The sequence below is a fragment of the Streptomyces sp. NPDC028331 genome (assembly GCF_055565775.1).
On sequence record NZ_JBVHTR010000003.1, the window covers coordinates 304,300 to 324,367 of the forward strand.

19 protein-coding genes are annotated in these 20,068 nt (G+C 71.6%); 14 read left to right on the top strand and 5 right to left on the bottom strand.

Features of this window, described 5'->3' with window-relative positions:
• Positions 1-110: 110 nt before the first annotated feature.
• The 3 genes from leuA (at position 111) to ACZ4SW_RS05485 (ending at position 4,045) form a co-directional block, all read left to right on the top strand.
• Positions 111-1,832 (top strand): 2-isopropylmalate synthase, encoded by a 1,722-nt coding sequence (gene leuA, locus ACZ4SW_RS05475; protein WP_468238256.1) that lies wholly within the window; start codon positions 111-113, stop codon positions 1,830-1,832.
• Between the two features lie 184 nt (positions 1,833-2,016).
• Positions 2,017-2,724 carry a TerB family tellurite resistance protein gene (locus tag ACZ4SW_RS05480; protein ID WP_468238258.1) on the top strand — a complete coding sequence of 236 codons (708 nt, stop codon included), beginning with the start codon at positions 2,017-2,019 and terminating at the stop codon, positions 2,722-2,724.
• 115 nt (positions 2,725-2,839) lie between these two features.
• Positions 2,840-4,045: a sialidase family protein gene (locus ACZ4SW_RS05485; RefSeq protein WP_468238260.1), complete on the top strand. Its 1,206-nt coding sequence runs from the start codon at positions 2,840-2,842 to the stop codon at positions 4,043-4,045.
• A gap of 3 nt (positions 4,046-4,048) precedes the next feature.
• Here the strand turns inward: ACZ4SW_RS05485 and ACZ4SW_RS05490 are convergent, their stop codons facing one another.
• Positions 4,049-4,984 carry a dihydrodipicolinate synthase family protein gene (locus ACZ4SW_RS05490; protein ID WP_468238262.1) on the bottom strand — a complete coding sequence of 312 codons (936 nt, stop codon included), beginning with the start codon at positions 4,982-4,984 and terminating at the stop codon, positions 4,049-4,051.
• 158 nt (positions 4,985-5,142) lie between these two features.
• Here ACZ4SW_RS05490 and ACZ4SW_RS05495 point away from each other — a divergent pair, with 158 nt between their 5' ends.
• Complete coding sequence (locus ACZ4SW_RS05495; protein ID WP_468238265.1) at positions 5,143-5,631, top strand: protein-tyrosine phosphatase family protein; 489 nt, start codon at positions 5,143-5,145, stop codon at positions 5,629-5,631.
• On the opposite strand, the gene ACZ4SW_RS05500 is transcribed toward ACZ4SW_RS05495, so the two are convergent.
• Entirely contained in the window at positions 5,612-6,145 is a 534-nt protein-coding gene (locus ACZ4SW_RS05500; RefSeq protein ID WP_468238268.1) for a GNAT family N-acetyltransferase, read from the bottom strand. The two genes, ACZ4SW_RS05495 and ACZ4SW_RS05500, sit on opposite strands and share 20 nt — an antisense overlap.
• A 263-nt stretch (positions 6,146-6,408) precedes the next feature.
• Here ACZ4SW_RS05500 and ACZ4SW_RS05505 point away from each other — a divergent pair, with 263 nt between their 5' ends.
• The 6 genes from ACZ4SW_RS05505 (at position 6,409) to ACZ4SW_RS05530 (ending at position 13,035) form a co-directional block, all read left to right on the top strand.
• Positions 6,409-7,212: an SCO2525 family SAM-dependent methyltransferase gene (locus ACZ4SW_RS05505; RefSeq protein ID WP_468238271.1), complete on the top strand. Its 804-nt coding sequence runs from the start codon at positions 6,409-6,411 to the stop codon at positions 7,210-7,212.
• Positions 7,213-7,284: 72 nt separating this feature from the next.
• A complete protein-coding gene (locus ACZ4SW_RS05510) occupies positions 7,285-9,123 on the top strand; it encodes an SCO2524 family protein (protein ID WP_468238273.1) in 1,839 nt (612 codons plus the stop codon).
• A gap of 2 nt (positions 9,124-9,125) precedes the next feature.
• Positions 9,126-10,043 (top strand): SCO2523 family variant P-loop protein, encoded by a 918-nt coding sequence (locus ACZ4SW_RS05515; RefSeq protein WP_468238515.1) that lies wholly within the window; start codon positions 9,126-9,128, stop codon positions 10,041-10,043.
• Positions 10,040-11,023 carry an SCO2522 family protein gene (locus ACZ4SW_RS05520; protein ID WP_468238276.1) on the top strand — a complete coding sequence of 328 codons (984 nt, stop codon included), beginning with the start codon at positions 10,040-10,042 and terminating at the stop codon, positions 11,021-11,023. Before ACZ4SW_RS05515 ends, ACZ4SW_RS05520 begins: the two co-directional genes overlap by 4 nt.
• 1 nt (position 11,024) lies before the next feature.
• The gene (locus ACZ4SW_RS05525; RefSeq protein WP_468238279.1) at positions 11,025-11,993 is read left to right on the top strand and encodes an SCO2521 family protein; all 969 of its coding nucleotides are present in this window, start codon (positions 11,025-11,027) and stop codon (positions 11,991-11,993) included.
• 145 nt (positions 11,994-12,138) lie between these two features.
• Positions 12,139-13,035 (top strand): DUF6879 family protein, encoded by an 897-nt coding sequence (locus ACZ4SW_RS05530; RefSeq protein ID WP_468238281.1) that lies wholly within the window; start codon positions 12,139-12,141, stop codon positions 13,033-13,035.
• Between the two features lie 15 nt (positions 13,036-13,050).
• Here ACZ4SW_RS05530 and ACZ4SW_RS05535 read toward each other — a convergent pair whose 3' ends face one another.
• Both ACZ4SW_RS05535 and ACZ4SW_RS05540 read right to left on the bottom strand, forming a co-directional pair.
• Positions 13,051-13,884 carry an ABC transporter permease gene (locus ACZ4SW_RS05535; protein WP_468238284.1) on the bottom strand — a complete coding sequence of 278 codons (834 nt, stop codon included), beginning with the start codon at positions 13,882-13,884 and terminating at the stop codon, positions 13,051-13,053.
• The gene (locus tag ACZ4SW_RS05540; RefSeq protein ID WP_468238287.1) at positions 13,881-14,795 is read right to left on the bottom strand and encodes an ABC transporter ATP-binding protein; all 915 of its coding nucleotides are present in this window, start codon (positions 14,793-14,795) and stop codon (positions 13,881-13,883) included. Before ACZ4SW_RS05540 ends, ACZ4SW_RS05535 begins: the two co-directional genes overlap by 4 nt.
• Positions 14,796-14,929: 134 nt before the next feature.
• On the opposite strand from ACZ4SW_RS05540, the gene ACZ4SW_RS05545 reads away from it, so the two are divergent.
• Positions 14,930-16,138 (top strand): sensor histidine kinase, encoded by a 1,209-nt coding sequence (locus ACZ4SW_RS05545; protein WP_468238290.1) that lies wholly within the window; start codon positions 14,930-14,932, stop codon positions 16,136-16,138.
• Complete coding sequence (locus ACZ4SW_RS05550) at positions 16,135-16,788, top strand: response regulator (RefSeq protein ID WP_468238292.1); 654 nt, start codon at positions 16,135-16,137, stop codon at positions 16,786-16,788. Before ACZ4SW_RS05545 ends, ACZ4SW_RS05550 begins: the two co-directional genes overlap by 4 nt.
• 91 nt (positions 16,789-16,879) lie before the next feature.
• Here the strand turns inward: ACZ4SW_RS05550 and ACZ4SW_RS05555 are convergent, their stop codons facing one another.
• Complete coding sequence (locus ACZ4SW_RS05555; RefSeq protein ID WP_468238295.1) at positions 16,880-18,121, bottom strand: TolB family protein; 1,242 nt, start codon at positions 18,119-18,121, stop codon at positions 16,880-16,882.
• Positions 18,122-18,530: 409 nt separating this feature from the next.
• On the opposite strand from ACZ4SW_RS05555, the gene ACZ4SW_RS05560 reads away from it, so the two are divergent.
• The gene (locus ACZ4SW_RS05560) at positions 18,531-19,274 is read left to right on the top strand and encodes a class I SAM-dependent methyltransferase (protein WP_468238298.1); all 744 of its coding nucleotides are present in this window, start codon (positions 18,531-18,533) and stop codon (positions 19,272-19,274) included.
• Positions 19,275-19,816: 542 nt separating this feature from the next.
• Entirely contained in the window at positions 19,817-20,038 is a 222-nt protein-coding gene (locus ACZ4SW_RS05565; protein ID WP_263229803.1) for a hypothetical protein, read from the top strand.
• Positions 20,039-20,068 lie beyond the last annotated feature (30 nt).

Sequence of the window (20,068 nt, forward strand, 5' to 3'; positions counted from 1 at the left end):
CTCCTTAGCTGCCGCGGCGAGGGCCTGTAGTCGAGGCCGACCCCCTCCCCGCGGAGCTTGGCGCTGCGTCGTCGGCCGTCCTCCCGGACCCTCCAAGGAGCCCACGCACCATGGCGAACCGCCAGCAGCCCACCTCCATGCCGATCCACAAGTACCGGCCGTACGAGCAGGTCGACATCCCCGACCGCACCTGGCCCGACCAGCGGATCACCAAGGCCCCGCGCTGGCTCTCCACCGACCTGCGCGACGGCAACCAGGCCCTGATCGACCCCATGTCGCCGGCGCGCAAGCGCGCCATGTTCGACCTGCTGGTGAAGATGGGCTACAAGGAGATCGAGATCGGCTTCCCGGCCTCCGGCCAGACCGACTACGACTTCGTGCGCTCCATCATCGAGGAGGAGGGCGCGATCCCCGAGGACGTGACGATCTCCGTCCTCACCCAGGCCCGCGAGGACCTGATCGAGCGGACCGTGGAGTCCCTGAAGGGCGCGCGGCGCGCCAACGTCCACCTGTACAACGCGACCGCCCCGGTCTTCCGCCGGGTCGTCTTCCGCGGCTCCAAGGACGACATCAAGCAGATCGCGGTCGACGGCACCCGGCTGGTGATGGAGTACGCGGAGAAGCTGCTGGGCCCCGAGACCGAGTTCGGCTACCAGTACAGCCCCGAGATCTTCACCGACACCGAGCTGGACTTCGCCCTCGAGGTCTGCGAGGCGGTCATGGACGTGTGGCAGCCGGGCCCGGACCGCGAGATCATCCTCAACCTGCCCGCGACCGTGGAGCGTTCGACCCCGTCCACGCACGCGGACCGCTTCGAGTGGATGCACCGCAACCTCTCCCGTCGCGAGTACGTCTGCCTGTCCGCGCACCCGCACAACGACCGCGGCACGGCCGTCGCCGCCGCCGAGCTGGCGGTGATGGCGGGCGCCGACCGCGTCGAGGGCTGCCTGTTCGGCCAGGGCGAGCGCACCGGCAACGTCGACCTGGTCACCCTGGGCATGAACCTCTTCTCCCAGGGCGTCGACCCGCAGATCGACTTCTCCCACATCGACGAGATCCGCCGTACCTGGGAGTACTGCAACCAGATGGAGGTCCACCCGCGCCACCCGTACATCGGGGACCTCGTCTACACGTCCTTCTCCGGCTCCCACCAGGACGCCATCAAGAAGGGCTTCGACGCCATGGAGGCCGACGCGGCGGCTCGCGGCGTCACGGTCGACGACATCGAGTGGGCGGTGCCGTACCTGCCGATCGACCCCAAGGACGTCGGCCGCTCCTACGAGGCCGTCATCCGCGTCAACTCGCAGTCCGGCAAGGGCGGTATCTCCTACGTCCTGAAGAACGACCACAAGCTGGACCTGCCGCGCCGGATGCAGATCGAGTTCTCGAAGATCATCCAGGCGAAGACGGACGCCGAGGGCGGCGAGATCACGCCGAAGGAGATCTGGGACGTCTTCCAGGACGAGTACCTGCCGAACCCGGACAACCCGTGGGGCCGCATCCAGGTCAGGACGGGCCAGACGACCACCGACAAGGACGGCGTCGACACCCTGACGGTCGAGGCCACCGTCGACGGCGAGGACACCGTCCTGACCGGCACCGGCAACGGCCCGATCTCCGCGTTCTTCGACGCCCTGCAGTCCATCGGCATCGACGTACGCCTGCTGGACTACCAGGAGCACACGATGAGCGAGGGCGCCTCCGCGCAGGCCGCCTCGTACATCGAATGCGCGATCGACGGAAAGGTCCTGTGGGGGATCGGCATCGACGCGAATACGACACGTGCCTCGCTGAAGGCGGTCGTCTCCGCGGTCAACCGAGCCGCCCGCTGACCCTCTGACCTCCACGTTCACGGCCCCGTCCGCCTCCCGAGGCGGACGGGGCCGCGTCGTGCACCGGCCATTTCGGCCGAAGATCACGAGGAGGTCTCGTCCGGGGTACTGACTCCGCCTCAACAATGTGGCTAACATCACGCCAGCAGCGGCGATGTTGCCGCGGCGAGGACGGAGGTGCGACGTGCTGCCAGGACGGGGACGCAACGGCCCGGAAGCCCGCAAGGGCCGCATTTCGCAGGTCCTCGGCGTCCGTACCGCGTGGACCACCGTCGGCGACGGCGAGTTCTTCTGCCCCGGCTGCGGGGGCGACCGCAACTACCAGCGCCTGACCGGGCGCCGCCGCCTCACCCTCGCCGGACTGCCGGTCCTGCCGCGCGGCGAGACGGGCCCGGTCGTGGAGTGCGCGGCCTGCGGCCACCACTACGGCACGGACGTCCTCGACCACCCGACCACCACCCGGCTGGCCGCCATGCTGCGCGACGCCGTCCACACCGTGGCCCTCGCGGTCCTCGCCGCGGGCGGCACCTGCTCCCGCACGTCCCTGGAGACGGCCGCCGCCGCCGTCCGCTCCGCCGGCTTCGACGACTGCACGGCGGACGGGCTCAGCGCCCTGGTCGACGCCGTGGCCGCCGACACCGGCCGGGTCTGCGGCGAGCCCGGCGGCGGCGCGAGCCTGGCCATAGAGCTGCACGAGGCCCTGGACCCGCTCGCCCCGCACCTCGCACCCACCGGCCGCGAGTCGATCCTGCTCCAGGGCGCCCGCATCGCCCTCGCCGACGGCCCCTACACCCCCGCGGAACGCGACGTGCTGGCCACGGCGGGCGCGGCCCTGACGATCTGCTCCGAGGACGTGACCCGCCTGCTCGCGGCGGCCCGCACGGTGTCGTAGTCACTCGGACCGGTGATGTGCCGCGGATCCGGGAGTCGGCGACGCGGACCCTGGGGAGCATGGGACCGACAACGGTCACCGTCCCTCAGGGGGCGCCACTTCGCAGGGGAGAGGGATGAGATCTCCCAGCCGTGTCCTCCTCGTCGCAGCGATGCTCCTCACCCCGCTCACCGCCACTCCACCCGCCCCGGCCCGCTCCGGCTGCACCTCGTCCGTGCCGTACACCGCCGGGCGCGGCGGCTATCACACCTACCGGATCCCCGCCGTGGTGGCGACCCGGAAGGGCACCGTGCTCGCCTTCGCCGAAGGAAGGCGCAACGGGGCGGGGGACAGCGGCGACATCGACGTCGTGCTGCGGCGCTCCTTCGACGGCGGCTGCACCTGGGGCCCGCTCACCGTCGTCGCCGCCGGAAGGGGTGACACCCGGGGCAATCCGGCGCCCGTGGTCGACCCGCACACCGGGCGGATCGTCCTGGTCACCTCCTACAACAGCGGCGCGGTCACCGAGGCGCAGATCATGCGCGGCGAGGTGACGCCCGCGCGGGGCCGCCGCGTCTTCGTGCAGACCAGCGACGACGACGGGCGGCGCTTCACGGCCCCGCGGGAGATCACGGCCGAGGTGAAGCGGCCCCACTGGCGCTGGTACGCGACCGGTCCGGGCCACGCCGTGGCGCTCACCCGCGACCCGCACTCCACCGGAGGGAGGACCCCCAGCCGTCTGGTCGTCCCCGCCGACCACTCCGCGGCCCCGCCCCCCGGCTCCTCCGACACCGGCCGCGAGGCCAGGTACTACGGCGCGCACGCGATCTACTCGGACGACGGCGGCCGCACCTGGCACCTCGGCTTCACCGACGACTCCCACGACGGCCACGACAACGCCAACGAGACCAGCGCCACCCGACTCCCCGACGGCAGGCTCTACTTCAGCTCCCGTGACCAGGGCGGCAGCAGCGCGGGCAACCGCCTCGCCGCGTACTCGAGCGACGGCGGCCGCACCCTGGACGGCCCCCTCACCGTGCAGCACACCCTCGACGACGTGCCGACGGTCCAGGGCAGCGTCCTCCAACTCCAGGCGACGGGCGCGCCGTTGTTGTTCTGCGCCCCGTCCGTCCCCACCGCGCGCCGCTCCCCGGCGATCTGGCGCAGCACCGACGGCGGCGCGACGTTCACCAAGGCGCTCACCCTGTCCGGGCGGCCGGCGGCCTACAGCGACCTCGTGGAACTGCCCGGCGGGAAGGTCGGCGTCCTGTACGAGACGGGGACCACCGGGCCCTACGAGTCGATCAGCTTCCGGCGGATCCCCGTCACCGAACTGCAGTGACCGTCACAGCAGCCCGGCGGCCGCCAGATACTTCCCCACCCGCTCCCGCTCCTCCCGCGTGAGCGGCACCTGCGGCTCCGCCGTCGCCGGGCACGCGATGACCCCGCGCAGGTGCAGCGCCGCCTTGAACGCCCCCAGCGCCGACGAACTCCCGCCCATCCGGACCGGGTCCCCGACCCCGACCATGCCGTACAGGGCGCACAGCCGCTCCTGTTCCGCCCGTGCCGCCTCCCAGTCGCCCGCGCGGCACAGCCGGTCCAGGCGGACATAGCCCTCCGGGTCCACGTTGGCCAGCCCGGGCACCGCCCCGTCGGCGCCCAGCGCCAGTGCCGAGTCCACGACCAGCTCGGAACCCGTCAGCGCGCCGAACCCGGTGAGCCCGGGACGCGACCGGGCCCCGGTCACGACCGCGCGCAGTCCGGCCAGGTCGCCGCTGGAGTCCTTCAGCCCGGCCAGCGTTCCGTCCGCCGCCAGCTCCAGCACCAGCTCAGGGTCCAGCTTCGTGTGCACGGAGACGGGGATGTCGTAGGCGATGACCGGCACGGGGGAGCGGTGGGCGACCAGCCGGTAGTGCCGGGCGATCTCCGCGGGGTGCGTCCGGGCGTAGAAGGGCGCGGTGACGACGACGGCCTGTGCGCCCGCCGCCGTGACCTCCCGGACGTGCTCGAGGACGCGGGGCGTCGTCATGTCGACGGCCCCGGCGATCACCGGGAGCCGGCCGCCGACGTGGCCGACCACCGTCTCCACCACCCGCCTGCGCTGGCGGTCCGTCAGAAACGCCGCCTCCGACGTGGAGCCCAGCACGAACAGCCCGTGCACCCCGCCGTGCACCAGGTGGTCGACCAGCCGGAGGAGTGAGGGGACGTCCACCTCGCGGTCCGGGGTCAGGGGCGTGCAGACCGGCGGGACGACACCGCTCAGCGGGACGGGCAAGGACATCGAGGCTCCCTTGGGTGGCTTCGGCGTGCGAGGTCGCGGCTGCGCTCGCCCTCCTTCCCAGGATGGCGCCGGCGGGAGCGGTGGCCGACGGCCGACGCGCCCGTCCGCCGCCCGCGAAACGGCACGCGCGCGCGGGCCGGGCGGCCCACACTGGGCCCATGAGTGATCCCGAACCGGACGACGGCACGGGCGGGGCCGACGCGGCCGACGGCGGAGGCTGGACCCCGGAGGCGCCCGGCGTCCTGCGGCTGCCGTCCGGGCGGCTGGTGCGCGGGCGCGGCCTGCGGCGCCCCCTGCCGGACGGGCCCGCGCCCACCTACGGGCTGTACCTGCTCGGCAAGCGGCCCCCGGAGGTGCCCTGGGCCTCCGACTGGCTGCGGTGGCCCGACTTCCGGCTGCCCAGCAGTCGTGCCGAGGCCCGGCTGCTGTTCACCGAGGCGTGGGAGCGGGCCGCGCGCGGGCGCGTCGAGGTCGCCTGCGGCGGCGGACGCGGCCGTACCGGTACCGCGCTCGCCTGCCTCGCCGTGCTGGACGGCGTACCGCCGGAGCAGGCCGTTGCGTACGTGCGCGCCCACTACGACCGGCACGCCGTGGAAACGCCCTGGCAGCGGCGGTACGTACGGCGCTTCACAGCGCCAGCGTCATGATCAGCCGGTCCTCGCCCGCACCGAAGTAGTCCTTGCGCACCCCCTCGTCGGACGAGAACCCCAGCGACCGGTACAGCATGATCGCGGCGGCGTTCGCCGGCTCCACCGTCAGCCGCACCTCGCGCACCTCCTCGGCCCGCAGCCGGCGCAGCACCTCCAGCATCAGCCGCCGGCCCAGCCCGCGCCCCCGCTGGTCCCGGGTCACCCCGAGACTGACGATCCAACTCCGGTAGCGGTCGGGCGTGGTGACGTACAGGACGTACCCGTGCAGGCCGTGCCCGTCGTCCAGCACCAGCAGGCAGTCCCCGTGCAGGTCGAACAACTGGCGCAGCACGAAGTAGGGGTAGGGGTCGTCGGGGAACGCCTCCCGGTCGACCCGCACCAGTTCGGGCAGGTCGTCCTCGGTCACCCCGCGCATCGTCAGGGGCCGGTCGACGAACGCCCCGTCACGGAACAGGGCCGGTCCGGTGGACCCGCCACGCGAAGGGAAACGTTCCTCTGGAAACACTGTCATGCCGCCCCCCTGCGGAATGGAGTCAAGGACGCGTGACCATCCGTACGGGTGGTACGAGTGGGACGCGCGCCGTCTGCCGTTCGGGTGTGTTCGACAGATTTCCGACCATCTTGAGCGGGACGATCCGGCCCGTTCAAGGCCGGATCAGGTCCAATAAGTCATTCGCCCCGGTGCGCCCCCGGTGCGCCCCAAGTGGGGTAACTGCTTCGCCCGGTTGGCCGAAGGGGGATCCCGTCCGGTCCCCGGATTGGTACGCTCGGCCAATGACCTTCAGATCGCCGGGGGATGTGCAACTGAATGCGGACGTATCATGGGCCGCATTCGACCCCATTGCCTACGTGGAGCACAATTATCGCGGCCTGCAGGCGGAGGACGCGGAGATCCTTCAGATCGTGGGCGATCATTTCGGCGATCACTTCCGGGGGCGCGACGCCACCCACGTTTCGGGCATCGACGTCGGGGCCGGTGCGAACCTCTACCCGGCCCTCGCCATGCTCCCCTGGTGCGACGAGATCACCCTCTACGAGCGCTCGCCCTCGAACGTGCGCTACCTCCGCAGCCAGGTCCCGTCCTACGACGGCAACTGGGACCAGTTCTGGGACCTGCTGCGCAAGAACGACGCATACGGCGCACTGGAGTTGGACCCGCGGGCCAGGTTCCGTGACGTCGTCCGGGTGCAGCCGGGCAACCTGTTCGACCTGGTACGGCACGAGGGGCGGTGGTCCATGGGGACCATGTTCTTCGTCGCGGAGTCGATGACCACCTCGCACGCGGAGTTCGCACGCGCCGTCGAGTGCTTCCTGCGCGCACTCGCCCCCGGAGCCCCCTTCGCCGCCGCGTTCATGGAACACTCGACCGGATATCACGCGGGCAAGCATTTCTTCCCGGCGTGCGACGTGGGAGAGTTGGAGGTGTACGAGAGTCTCGAACCTTTCGCGGGCGAGTTCAAGACCATGCGTCTGAAGTCCTCGGCCGCCGTGCGCGAAGGCTATTCGGGAATGATCGTCGCCTATGGCCGGAGGAATTCGGAGTCCGACATTCCGGAGTCCGGTATTCCGGCCGATTGAGGACCGCATCGTCACAACAGAAGACGGCACGTCCTCCAACGATGGCAGCGCGGCCTGTGTGAGGGGCATGGGATGCAGATCAAGCCACGCCAGCATCTGCTGGACATCTGGCAGGCGATCGCCCGCCATTCGTTCGACGGCGGGGAGTGGACCTGGGGCAAGCGGGGCGGGGAAAGCAGCGTCGCCGACGCCGAGCGCCTGCTCTGCATCCTGTACCCGGCCACGGAGATCCCCGCCTTCCGCCTGGACGACCCGGACACCACGCAGGACGACGTCCAGAAGGCGATGAGGAGGGCCGGCGGGCGCCTGGAGATCCCGGCGAGCCTGGTCACGGCCACCGCCGAGTTCATGCGCAGGCACACGAACGACAAGAGACCCACGTTCTCCGGCGGCCAGTACTTCGTGTCCGGGGACAGGGACCGCGAGCTCACCCAGGAACAGCGTGAACTCGGCGTCGTCGACTCGTACTCCATGTCGATCACCCTGTGCCTGGCCACCCTCGGCTTCCTCAAGATCTACGAGTCCAAGACCCGCCGCGGCGACATCCTGGAGACCATCCAGGAAGTGCGCACCGCCACCAGCAACCGCCTCACCGCCGCCATGGTGAGCCTGCTGCGCTCCTTCACCATCAACGTCTTCGACACCGACTCCTCCCAGGGCCGCACGCTGTGCGAACTCCTCGGCCAGGGACGGCTGTCGCAGCGGCACGTGCTGCGCAGGTTCCAGGACCGCTTCGAGGCACTGCGCGCCGCGATCGTCGAGAGCTTCGTCCTCGGTGTCGACGTCGAGGAGGGACTCAAGGACCCCAACCAGCTCTTCGAGTGCGGCTGGGGCTGGAGCATCGTCAGGGACGCGCCCGAGGTCCCGACCGACGAACCCATCGGGCCGCAGCCCCAGGGCATCGCCAACCCGGTGCCGTACCTCTACTTCACCGTGGTCGCCCTCGACGGCATCCAGGACCTCTTCTCCGACCGCACCCTCACCCTCGGCCTGCTCAACCCCGAACAGCAGCGGCTCGCCGAGGCGTTACGACTGCGCTGGGAGATCACCCAGCAGTTCTGGTCCGGCATCGCGCGCTTCGGCGGCGACCGCTGGCCCCTGGAGGACATCCCCTGGCGCACCACGGGCCAGAAGCTCGAGTCCGAGTACTTCTCCCTCTCCGTCGCCGCCATCCTCGTCCACGACCTGATGCGGCGCCGCGCCACCGACGACGACCTGACCCGCACCGTCAGCGTCATGGAACGCCTCGCCGAACGCGGCCGCATCACCAGCCGCATGACCCGCGACGATCCCATGGTCCGGCTGCACCACCCCGGCGTCACCCTGCCGCTTCAGGGCAGCGAGAGCGCGGGACCGCCCATGCAGTGGATCATGAGCGACTTCTCCGCGCAGCTCCTCAAGCGGACCATCCAGCTCTGCACGCTCTCCCGCAACCTCGGCTCCCACGACCGGCTGCTCCGCCTCGCCGAGGACATCTTCGACCACCTGTGGCGGCGCCGGATCAGCGACGGCGAGGGCACCGGCCTGTGGGACAACGTCCACGCCGCCTACCCCGAGACCCCGGCGTACGAGGGACAGGTCTCCTGGAGCATCACCGAGCGCGTCACCGAGGTGATGGTCCAGGTCCACCAGATGTACAAGCAGCCCCCGATCCGCAGCACCGAACTGACCGAACTGGCACGGGCGCTGCTGAGCGAGTCAACCCACCTCCTCGGGAACGAACAGATGGAGCCCGCGCCGGCCTCCGAGGGCAACCGCGGCATGGAACTCAGGAGCATCGAGGTCAAGTTGCGCCGCGCCCGCAAGCTCGTGGACGAACAGCCCGGTACCGCCTGCTCGCTGACCCTCGACGTCCTCGGACAGCTCGACGCCCTCGCCCGGGCCCGCGAAGCCGCGGCCCAGGGGGTGTGACCGTGCTCGTCTTCGCGGCCTCCGACAAGGGAGGCACGGGCCGCTCCGTCACCAGCGCCAACCTCGCGTACCACCGGGCGCTGGCCGGCGACGACGTCTGCTACCTGGACTTCGACTTCGGCTCGCCCACCGCGGCGGCCGTCTTCGACGTGCCCGACGCCCGCCGGGCCGCCGAGGACCGCGGCCTGCACTCCTACCTGAGCGGCGAGGTCGGCGAACCGGCCCGCATCGACGTCTGGGCCGACACCGAACACCCGGTGCTGCGCAACCGGCCGCCCGGCTCGGGCAGCCTGGTGCTGATGCCCGGCGACGTCAGCGGCGGCGAGTTCGCCACCACCGACGACACCCTGCGCCGCTGCGTCGACCTCCTGCTGCGGCTCAACGGCGAGTTCGACATCATCGTCGTGGACCTCAGCGCGGGCCGCAGCTACGCCGTCGACATGGCCCTGGAGGCCACCTCGCAGCGCGAGCTGCGCGGGGTCGAGGCCCGCTGGCTGGTCTTCCACCGCTGGACCCGGCAGCACGTGGCGGCCGCCGCGAGCCTGGTCTACGGCAGGCGCGGCATCGTCGCCGGCGGGGTGGCCCGCGGCCACGACGAGGACGCGCTGCGCAACGTCATCCGTTTCGTCCGGGCCGCCGTACCCGACCCCGAGTCCGCGCTGTGGTCGCAGGTGTCGGCGACCCAGTCGGCGTGGATGCGCGCCTGCGACCGCGACCTGAAGCAGATGTCCTCCAACCTCGGCATCGGCTACACCCAGGTCCTCGGCTCCGTGCCGCTGGAGCCCGTGCTGCAGTGGCGGGAGCAGCTCATCACCGACGAGGACGTCCTCGACAGCCAGATCGCCAACCGGGAGACATGGGAGGCGCTGAGCGAGCTGGCGAGCCGGCTGACCGACGACAAGTTCTGGGAGCAGCCGTGACGGAAGCAGTGTTCCGCGAGACCACCGCAGAGCCCCGCACCCAGTCCGTACCGCTCGCCCACCTCTCCCTCGAACTCGGCCACCTCTACATGGAGGACTTCGAAGCCGGGCCCGAGCGGCTGCGCGAGCACTTCGCCGAGGTACGGATCTGGGTGGACGCGGCCCGGGCCGCCGCCGCCCGCCGCACCGGCGGCAGGCGGCCCCGCATCAGCACCTGCTTCCTCATCGACGACTACTTCACCCGCTTCTCCACCCCCGCCGAGCTCGTCCCCGTGGTGCTCGAGGAGGCCGAGCGGGCCGGGCTCGTCATCGACTACCTGGCCCGCGAGTCGGGCTGCGCGGTCGCCGACAAGATCGAACTCGCCGAGTCCGTGATGCACCGCCTCGTCGAGTCGCCCCCGCCGGGCAGCTACGGCTCCCGCCCGCCCGTCAGCCAGACCGGCTGGCTCGCCAACGGGCAGCGCACCCCCGGCTCGCGCAGCGCCATGGGGGAGATCACCGGCTGGCAGCCGCCCCAGGAGACCGCCGCCCGCAACCACTCCGTGTTCATGGACGTCGAGCTGTGGTCCGAGAAGGACGGACAGCGCCTGTGGTCCTGCCCGTTCCTCGCCGCCGTCTGGCAGCTCGCCCGCCTCGGGCTGCTGCGCCACCTCGGCGAGCCCGTCCTCGTACCGCGCCCCTGGAACGGCCGCGACTTCCCCCACGAGTGGGACCGGCTGCCGCCGCTGATCCAGCTCAACCCGGCGGCGGCGCCGTTCAGCGCGTACCGCACCTGCACCCTGATGGCCAACCGCTTCCTCGCCGTCGAGGACGCCGTCCGGCTCATCCTCGACCAGATAGACGTCGACTCGGGCGCGCTCAAACAGGTCGCCGAGCGCTCCGCCCGCGAGGGCGCCGCGGTACCGGACGCGGTCGCGCAGCGCGCCACGTACGTCTTCTACGAGGAGCCCGCCGGCGCCTTACCCACCGAGGGGAACTGAGATGCCGACCGGGGGACAGCCGGCGCGTCCGGTGCTCGCCTGCGGTGAGGTGCGGACCTGTCTGCTGCCGTCCTTCCACGCACTGGACGGCCGGGCCGCCGCCCAGTTGCTCAGGCTGCGCGCGGACGAACACGTCCGGGTCTCCGAGCGGCCCAACCTGTACGCGCTGTCCCCGGACGTCCTGACCGGCGTGGACTGCCGGCTGCCCACCTCCAACGGCGCCAAGGTCCGCGCCGTCGGCACCGTGGCCGCCCGCGCCGCGCTCACCGAGGGCCGCGTCCTGCAGGCCACCGCCTACTTCAGCGCCCCGTCCGCCGGACCCGACACGCGCCGCCCCTGGGGCCACTACCTGGTCCGGCCGGGCCTGGTGGAACCCTTCGGGAAGCTCCCCGAACAGGCCACCGCCGAAGGCGTCCTGCGCGGCGGCGCACGCGGCGAACTGGACCTCGGGATGATCGCCGAGGGCCTGCTGGCGCAACTGCTGCGCCACCCGCTGCTCGACCACAAGGCGCCCTTCAAGTCCCGGCGCACCCATCTGCGCTGGGCCGCGCGACGCGCCCCCGAGGGCGAGGGACCGTCGCTCAAGCGCTTCACCCTCGCCGAGCACGGGCTGCGGACCGTGGAACTGATGCTGCCGGAGGGCACTCCGGCCGCCGCGGCCGCCGGCCTGTGCGAGGACCTCGCCCTGCACGACTGGCTGCTGACCACCGTCGTGCACATGCTGGACAGCAGCCGGCTCGGTGCGGCCGACGGCCCCGCGGCCGTCCTCGCGCTGCGCCCGGCCGTCGATCACCTGCTGCATCTGTGGATGCCGCGCGCGCACGTGGACCGCACCCTGGGCCACCTGTGGGACGTGCTGGAACGGGAGCCGGGGTTCACCCGTCAGTGGCAGACCCTGGTCCAGCGCATCCGCGACCAACTGGCCGTCCAGGCCATTCCGTTGCTGCACGAGGCGCTGAGCACGCGCTGAAGGGCGGCACCAACCGACAATCGCGACGGGGGCGAACGACATGACAGGAGCGTCAGGAGCGTCATCAGGGGGAGCACGGACGGGGGGCAGGAACGAGGGGGAGCAGCACTCACCGAACCTGTTACGGAAGACGCTGGTCACGGCGGTGGTGGCCGGCGCCACCTATTTCCTGACCAACGTCCTGAACCAGGACAAGAACGAGGTCTGGCAGCTCACCGTGTCCGTCGTCCTCGGCGGCGCGGCACTGATCATCCAGTACCTCGTGGACTTCGAGCAGCGGCTGAACTCGATGGAGCACGGCCTGGAGAAGTACCACCTGGAGATGCGCCGGGAGGTCGAGGGGGCCTTCGCCCGGATCAGTGAGGCGACCGAACTGTTCAGCGAGGTGGACCGCTCGGTGCTGCGGTCCGACGGCGTGGCCCGGCTGGCGCGCGCCTACACGCATGTGGGCCGGCAGGAGTCACAGCTCGTGAAGGACTTCGCCCAGGACCGGATCGCCCAGCTCGCGTCGACCATGGAGAGCCTGAGCCGGGGCAGCACGGACTGCCCGGGCGAGGAGCACGACTGGCTGATCGCCCTCACCTCGTGCGCCACCCACAGTCTGGAGGCCACCAGCACCCCCGTGGACCGCGACTTCTGGTCCAGCGAGCCCGCCAACCGGTACCTGAAGGCACAGGAGGAGGCCGTCAAGCGGGGAGTGCGGGTACGGCGGCTGTTCCTCGTGAAGAACCCGCGGGAACGCACCGAGGAACTCGAGGAGCTCTGCCGCAGCCAGCGGGACCTCGGCATCGACGCGCGCATCGCGGTCCGCTCGGAACTCCCGCAGCGAGCCCGCCTGACGCTCACGAACGACTTCATCGTCTTCGATGCGCAGCTCTGCTACGAGATAGAGCCGGACGTGGACGTCGTGCCGGCCAAGACGCTCCTGAAGATGACACCCGCGCACGTCCAGGAGCGCATGAAGCGGTTCAACGTCCTGTGGGAGGCGACCGAACCCACCGGACCTGACTCCCGGCCCGCACCGACCGCCGCGTCCGGCTGAGCGGCACACCCCAGGTCACACGTCGCGGCGGTCCACGGTGACCACCGCGACGACGGCCGCCACGAGCGCCCACGCCGCGAACACGATCCAGCCGCCCGTCACCGTCGTCGGATAGCGCGAGGTGAGGGTGAACGGGTCATGCCCGTAGCCGATGTCGACCAGACGCTCCCAGGCGTTGAACGGCAGGGCGTTCTTGACACAGGCCGTCCAGTGGTAGCGCTCGGTGACCATCGTCGGCAGGAGCAGCAGGACGAACACGGTGAGCACCATGGTCGTCGCGCTGTGCCGGATCAGTGCGCCCAGACCCATGCCGACCAGGGCGCACACCGGGGCGAGCAGCGCCGAGGCCACGACGATGCGCGACGCGCCGGGATGACCGATCGACACGCCCTGGCCGCGCCCGTCGAGGATGGCCTGCGTCACCGCGAACGAGGTGCCCGCGACGACGGCCCCGAACACCGTCATGACGGCGGTCACGACGAGGACCTTCGCGGTCATCAGCGCCCGCCGGTCCGGGACGGCCGCGAAGGTCGTGCGGATCAGACCCGTCGAGTACTCCCCGACGACGGTGATGGCGCCGATGCCCGCGACCGCGAGGACGAGGATCATGGCGGCGCCGGCGGTGAAGGCGTCCCGCAGTGCGATGTCGACGAAGTGGGTCCGCATGATCCGGTCGTAGTGCGGATAGTTGGTGTAGTCGGCGCGGGCCGCGTTGGCGTTGAAGGCGACGACGCTGACGGCACTGGCGCCGAGCGCCCAGTACGTCGACCGCAGCGAACGGAGCTTGATCCACTCGGCGGCCAGCAGGTCGGTGAAGCGGGCGGCGGGCAGGGCGAGGGCGGTCGTCATCGGGACTCCCCGGCGAGGTATTCGACGCTGTCGGCGGTCAGTTCCATGAAGGCGGTCTCCAGGGAGGCGGCCTGGGTGGCCAACTCCCACAGCAGGAACCGGTGTTCGTGGGCGATCTCCCCGATCCGCACCGAGTCGACCCCGGCGACCTTCAGGGTCTCGGTGTCGTACGGCACCACGGCCGCGCCCTCGGCGGCCAGCAGGGCGGACAGCGCACCGGCGTCGGGCGTCCGCACGGTGACGGTGGGCCGGGTGCCGCGCGCGGCGAACTCCCCGAGGCTCTCGGCGGCGATCAGCTCGCCCCGGCCGATGACCACCAGCTCGTCGGCGGTGTGCTCCATCTCGGACATGAGGTGGCTGGAGACGAAGACGGTACGGCCTTCCGCGGCGAGCTTCCGGAAGAGTCGCCGCACCCACAGCACGCCCTCCGGGTCGAGGCCGTTGAGCGGCTCGTCGAAGAGGAGGACGGGCGGGTCGCCGAGCAGTGCGGTGGCGATGCCGAGGCGCTGCTTCATGCCGAGGGAGTAGCCGCCGATCCGGCGCCGGGCGGCCGCCCCGGCGAGCCCCACCTCGGTCAGGACCTCCTCCACGCGGCGCGCCGGGATGCCGTTGCTGCGGGCGAGCGCGCTCAGATGCGCCCGGGCGGAGCGGCCGCCGTGCACGTCACCGGCGTCGAGCAGGGCACCGACGTGGTGCAGCCCGCGCGGATGCCGGCGGAAGGAGTGCCCGCTGACGGTGGCGGTGCCGGAGGTCGGCTCGATCAGGCCGAGCAGCATCCGCAGGGTGGTGGTCTTGCCGGCGCCGTTCGGGCCGAGGAAGCCGGTGACGTGGCCGGGGCGGACGGCGAAGGACAGGTCGCGGACGGCGGTGGTGTCGCCGTAGCGCTTGGTGAGGTGGCTGACTTCGATCACGGGGACCACGGTGGCGGCAGAGGGCCGCTTGCGGCATCGCCCGCTCGCTGACATTCGAACTCGGCGAGTGTCGACCGTGGTTGTACGTCCACGGGCCGATGACCTTCGCCGCGTCCCGCACCTACGATCACGGCATGCCCACCACCGTGCCGTTGCCTCCGCTCAAGCGTGTGCCGCCGGGCGCGTGGATCGTGCTCGTGTGGTGTGTGAGCACGCTCTTCACGCTGCTGACACGGGTCAGGCTGCCGGGGGAGCAGGAGCCCGAAGAGATGCCCGCGGTTCAGCTCTACCGCTGGGACGGTCTGACGATCACCGTGCTCTCCACCGTGCTGGCGCTGTACGGCAGTCGCCTGCTGGCCCGCAGGCCGCTCACGGCCCTGGCCCTGCTGATCCTGGCCTCGGTCTTCGAGACGAGCACCCTGGCGGTGGGCGGGATCCCGATGGCGCAGTACCTCGCGGCCATGTTGGCGCTGTACTTCATCGCGGCGACCCGTCCGCGCCGTACCGCGGTCATCGCACTGGTGACGGCGCTCGGCGCGCTCGTCGTGTACGAGGCCGTGCGGCTGCTGTGCGGATGGGGGGTCGGCACCTCGGCGGAGTCGGCCGTGGCTCTGGTCACCGCGATCGCCTGGCTGCTCGGCAACACGGCGCACGAAGCGCGCGAGCACGCCGAGCGGCTGAGGACGCAGACGGCGGCGCAGGCGGTGACGGAGGAACGGCTGCGCATAGCCCGCGAGATGCACGACACGGTGGCGCACAGCATCGGCATCATCGCCCTCCAGGCGGGCGCGGCGGCCCGGGTGGCGGCGACCAGGCCGGAGGCGGCGCGCGAGGCGATGCGGGCGGTGGAGACGACGGGCCGGGAGACGCTGGCGGGCCTGCGACGGATGCTGGTGGCGCTGAGGGCGGCGGACGCGGGCCACGGGGACGGGGACGCCACGGAGGCGGTGCCGATCGCCGGCCTGGACGACGTCGACCGCCTCGCCGCCGAGACGACGGCGGCGGGGGTGCGCGTGGAGGTGCGGCGGCTCGGGGAGCCCCGTCCCCTTCCCCCCGACCTCGACCTGTCGGCGTTCCGGATCATCCAGGAGTCCGTCACCAACGTCGTACGGCACTCCGGCACGGACGCCTGCCGGGTGACCGTGGACTACGCCGACGACGTGCTCGCCCTGGAGGTGACGGACGACGGCCGGGGCCACGGCGCGTCGACGGACACCGGCTTCGGCCTGGCGGGCATGCGGGAGCGGGTCGCCCTGCTGCACGGCGAGTTCAGCGCGGCCCCGCGACCGGAGGGCGGCTTCCGGGTGGCGGCGCGGCTGCCGGTGCCGGAGGGCGTGCGATGACGGTCCGGGTGGTCCTCGCCGACGACCAGCAACTGATCCGTACGGCGCTGCGGATGGTGATGGAGGAGATCGAGGACGTGGAGGTGGTCGGGGAGGCGGCCACGGGCGAGGAGGCGGTGGCGCTGACGGAGGAACTGCGCCCGGACGTCGTCGTCATGGACATCCGTATGCCGCGGGTGGACGGCATCGAGGCGACGCGCCGCATCACCGCCGGGCCGACGGACACGCGGATCGTGGTCCTGACCACCTTCGACGACGACGACTACGTGTACGGGGCGCTGCGCGCGGGCGCCTCCGGGTTCCTGGTCAAGGACATGGCGCTGGACGACATCATCGGGGCGGTGCGCGTGGTGGCGTCCGGCGACGCGCTGCTGGCCCCCAGTGTGACCCGCCGTCTGATCCGGGACTTCGCGGACCGTCCCGCACCGGCCCGCGGCGGCCGCGACCTGACGGGCATCACGGACCGGGAACGCGAGGTCCTGACCCTGGTGGGCTCCGGTCTGTCCAACGCGGAGATAGCGGCCGAGCTGTGCATCAGTGTGGCGACGGCGAAGACGTACCTGACCCGCCTGCTGACCAAGCTGGACGCGAGGGACCGCGTCCAGTTGGTGATCATGGCGTATGAGGCGGGGCTGGTGTCGGTGGGGTAGGCGCTCCGTCTCCGCCCGCACCGTATGGTGCGGGCTTCGCCCGTACGGCGCGGGATCAGGCCTGCTTCCGGGCGGCGGCGCGGCGCTGGAATCAGCGGTACCTCACGAGGAAGACGTCCCCTCGCTGGTTGGTGTCACCCGGTACCCAGTCGTCCTTCCAGGACACGAACACCCCCACGTCCGCGTGCGCGTCATAGACGACGTCGGGCAGGCGGGGGTCGTCGGGCAGCGGACGGGTGCGGCCCGTGCGCACATCCCGACGGTAGTCGCGTTCTCCCACATGGAAAACGTAGTCGTACGAACGACCCAGGAACCCGCCCGCCCGCGTCGCCGCCGTCGGGTCGTCCGGCGCGTCGACCGCGCGGGTGCGGCCCGTGACCAGATCACGCACATAGGCACCGGTGTGCCGGGCACCGGGGACCATCCTGTCCGACCTCGAGTCGAACAGGACGTAGCGGCCGTCCGGGCTGATCCCGTCGAGGTGCGAGGGGCTCGCGTTGGTGTCGCCGCCGTCATAGGCGACGTCGACGCGCTCGGTGCGTCCGGTGGCACGGCGCCATGCGTAGACGTATCCGATGGGTGGCCCGGACACACGGGGCCAGTCGGACGAGTAGGCGACGGCGCTCCCGTCCGGGGTGATGTGCGGTGCGAACGCCTGACTGTCCCCCTGCCGGCCCGTCACGGCGCTGACCATCCGCGTCGTACCGGTCTTGAGGTCCCGCACGTACACGCGCATGTCGTAGTTCAGGCTTGTCGGGTACCACAGCGAGGGCCCGGCCACGAAGGCCACGTACCGGCCGTCGGCGCTGATCGACGGGTCCCGCGAGACGATGCCGAAGCCCGGGTCGAGCCGCACGTCGGCCTTCGTGGTGCGGCCGGTGCGCAGATCGCGGACGTAGACGTCGGACTGCCGCCCGGGCGGACCTGCTTTCTCGTGGTGCGGCCACTCCGCTGTGAACGCCACATAGCGGCCGTCGGCGCTCAGGGACGCCTGATACGCCTCGGCGTCGGCGGGCGCGCCCACGTCCTGGGCGCTGACCCGCACGATACGGCCGGTGCGCACGTCCTTGACGAAGACATCGCGCCGGTTGTTCGTGTCGCCGGGCACGAGGTTCGTCGCGTCGGACTCGAAGGCGACGTACCGCCCGTCGGCGCTGATCGAAAAGTAACCGGAGTCGCCGTCGGCCTGGGTGCCGTCGGCGGCGACGCTGATGCGGTGGATGTGCGGAACCGGCTCGGCGGCGGACGCCGTTCCCGGCACCGTCGCCAGGGACAACAGCGTGAGGAGCGCGGCTCGGCTCGCCACGCGTGCGGCTCTGGTGGCTCTGGACATGTTTCTCCCCCCGAGAAACCGTCTCCCCCCGGCCCCACGCCGAGGGCACCCGTGGATACAAGCGCACCGGGAACCCCGGGTCAATCGGCCCGAGGTCGTACAACTCCGCCACGAGATCAACGGTCCGCGTACGAACGCCGCGGTGTGCGCTCCCCGCGAAGGCCGGCACGCACCCTGCGCACTCGCCGCGTGACGGACTGTCATGTCGCACATGCCAACCGGCCCCTGACCGGGCGTCGGCCGTCTGACAGCACCGAAGGAGCGAGCGGCATGGAGATCTCGACGCCGCAGAAGATCACCACGTTGCCGACGAGCCGTGGGACACCGGGGAGCAACCGGAACGGGCCTCGTGCGCGGCCGGGCCGACGGGCGACGCCTGAGACCGTGCCCGCTGGGCAGACTGACCGGCATGGCGACCTACGACACGCTCGGCGCGACGTACGCCCGTACCCGGCGGCCTGATCCGCGGATCGCCGCCCAGATCCGCACCGCACTCGGCGACGTCACGGACGTGGTCAACGTCGGCGCGGGTACGGGCTCGTACGAACCGCCGCAGACGGTCCTCGCGGTCGAACCCAGCCGGGTCATGATCGCCCAGCGCCCGCCGGGATCCGCACCGGCCGTGCGGGCGGTCGCGGAACGCATGCCACTGCGTGACAACGCCGCCGACGCCGTCATGGCACTGCTGACCGTCCACCACTGGGCCGACCTGGCGGCCGGGATCATGGAACTGCGCCGGGTCGCCCGCCGCCGCATCGTCGTCCTGACCTGGGACCAGCACATCTTCCGCGAACGGTTCTGGCTCGTACGGGAGTACCTGCCGGAGGCGGCCGCGTTCGACGACACCCGCGCCGTCCCCACTGACCGACTGGCTGATCTGCTCGGCGGGGCACGTCGGGAACCCGTCCTGGTCCCGCACGACTGCACGGACGGATTCGGCGCCGCGTACTGGCGCCGCCCCGGCGCTTACCTCGACCCGCAGGTGCGCGCGGGAATCTCCCTGTTCGCCCAGACCGGCGAAGACGCCGTCGCTCCGGGCCTGAACCGGCTCGCGGACGACCTGACGACCGGCCGCTGGCACGCACGCCACGCCGAGTTGCTCACGCTCGAGACGATCGACGTCGGGTACCGGCTGCTCGTGGCCGACCACTGACCGCCCGGCACGCTTCACCACGGCCGGATCATCGACGGACGTTCCCGAAGACGGCGTCTGCGCACTGACGGTCGGCGGTGCGTCCCGGCGCCGCTCGGGTGAATCCCGCGTTCTCCCGTCGCCGTTTCGCCTCGGCGCCGAAGACCTCCCACCCCGCCTGCCGCGCACCCTTGGCCATGGCTCAACACGCCTCCGCGGCCTCGCACTTGTAGGGCACAGACACCTGCTCAGTGTAGATGCACAGCGTCACCATGGAGATGCGAAGCGTGAAAGTGCGAGGGGAAGGGGAGCACGGTGACTGCAGTACGCGTATCACTCGGGGGACGAGACTCGGCGCAGCGCGTCGAAGAGGCGGAGGAGACAGTGAAGGAATTGCGGGCGGCGCTCGCGAGCGCCGGAATCACATGGCCGTCGCTCCGGCTCGACCCGGCAGGTCCGGCGCGGCGGACACCCTGTCCGCCGGTGGGATCCGGCGGCTGTTACGCCGCTGTCGCCGTCCGGCTCGCGGCGGCCCTCGGGACGCGGCCGGCGGCGGAGGCGCGATGAAGAAGAAGCCGCCGATCGGTTCGTACGCCGTGGACACCCGCACCGGGCGGGTGGGCGTCGTCATGGGGCACGAAGGACCGTACGTACAGCTCAGACCGTACGGCGGGGGCAAGGAGTGGGACGTCGAACCGGAGGCCGTGCGCCCCGCGACCCCGGCCGAGCGCCTGCGCGCCGCCACCGCGTACGCCAACGCACGCAGCCGCGGTGAGGTCCCTTGAGGACCCGGCCCGAGGCGGTCTCGCCGTAGG

What these genes read in the sequence shown, in the direction of transcription:
- ACZ4SW_RS05485 (WP_468238260.1), top strand. Translation starts at nt 2,840, where the DNA reads ATGAGATCTCCCAGCCGTGTCCTCCTCGTCGCAGCGATGCTCCTCACC.
- ACZ4SW_RS05500 (WP_468238268.1), bottom strand. Translation starts at nt 6,145, where the DNA reads ATGACAGTGTTTCCAGAGGAACGTTTCCCTTCGCGTGGCGGGTCCACC.
- ACZ4SW_RS05545 (WP_468238290.1), top strand. Translation starts at nt 14,930, where the DNA reads ATGCCCACCACCGTGCCGTTGCCTCCGCTCAAGCGTGTGCCGCCGGGC.
- ACZ4SW_RS05505 (WP_468238271.1), top strand. Translation starts at nt 6,409, where the DNA reads ATGACCTTCAGATCGCCGGGGGATGTGCAACTGAATGCGGACGTATCA.
- ACZ4SW_RS05510 (WP_468238273.1), top strand. Translation starts at nt 7,285, where the DNA reads ATGCAGATCAAGCCACGCCAGCATCTGCTGGACATCTGGCAGGCGATC.
- ACZ4SW_RS05535 (WP_468238284.1), bottom strand. Translation starts at nt 13,884, where the DNA reads ATGACGACCGCCCTCGCCCTGCCCGCCGCCCGCTTCACCGACCTGCTG.
- ACZ4SW_RS05525 (WP_468238279.1), top strand. Translation starts at nt 11,025, where the DNA reads ATGCCGACCGGGGGACAGCCGGCGCGTCCGGTGCTCGCCTGCGGTGAG.
- ACZ4SW_RS05550 (WP_468238292.1), top strand. Translation starts at nt 16,135, where the DNA reads ATGACGGTCCGGGTGGTCCTCGCCGACGACCAGCAACTGATCCGTACG.
- ACZ4SW_RS05495 (WP_468238265.1), top strand. Translation starts at nt 5,143, where the DNA reads ATGAGTGATCCCGAACCGGACGACGGCACGGGCGGGGCCGACGCGGCC.
- leuA (WP_468238256.1), top strand. Translation starts at nt 111, where the DNA reads ATGGCGAACCGCCAGCAGCCCACCTCCATGCCGATCCACAAGTACCGG.
- ACZ4SW_RS05555 (WP_468238295.1), bottom strand. Translation starts at nt 18,121, where the DNA reads ATGTCCAGAGCCACCAGAGCCGCACGCGTGGCGAGCCGAGCCGCGCTC.
- ACZ4SW_RS05560 (WP_468238298.1), top strand. Translation starts at nt 18,531, where the DNA reads ATGGCGACCTACGACACGCTCGGCGCGACGTACGCCCGTACCCGGCGG.
- ACZ4SW_RS05490 (WP_468238262.1), bottom strand. Translation starts at nt 4,984, where the DNA reads ATGTCCTTGCCCGTCCCGCTGAGCGGTGTCGTCCCGCCGGTCTGCACG.
- ACZ4SW_RS05565 (WP_263229803.1), top strand. Translation starts at nt 19,817, where the DNA reads ATGAAGAAGAAGCCGCCGATCGGTTCGTACGCCGTGGACACCCGCACC.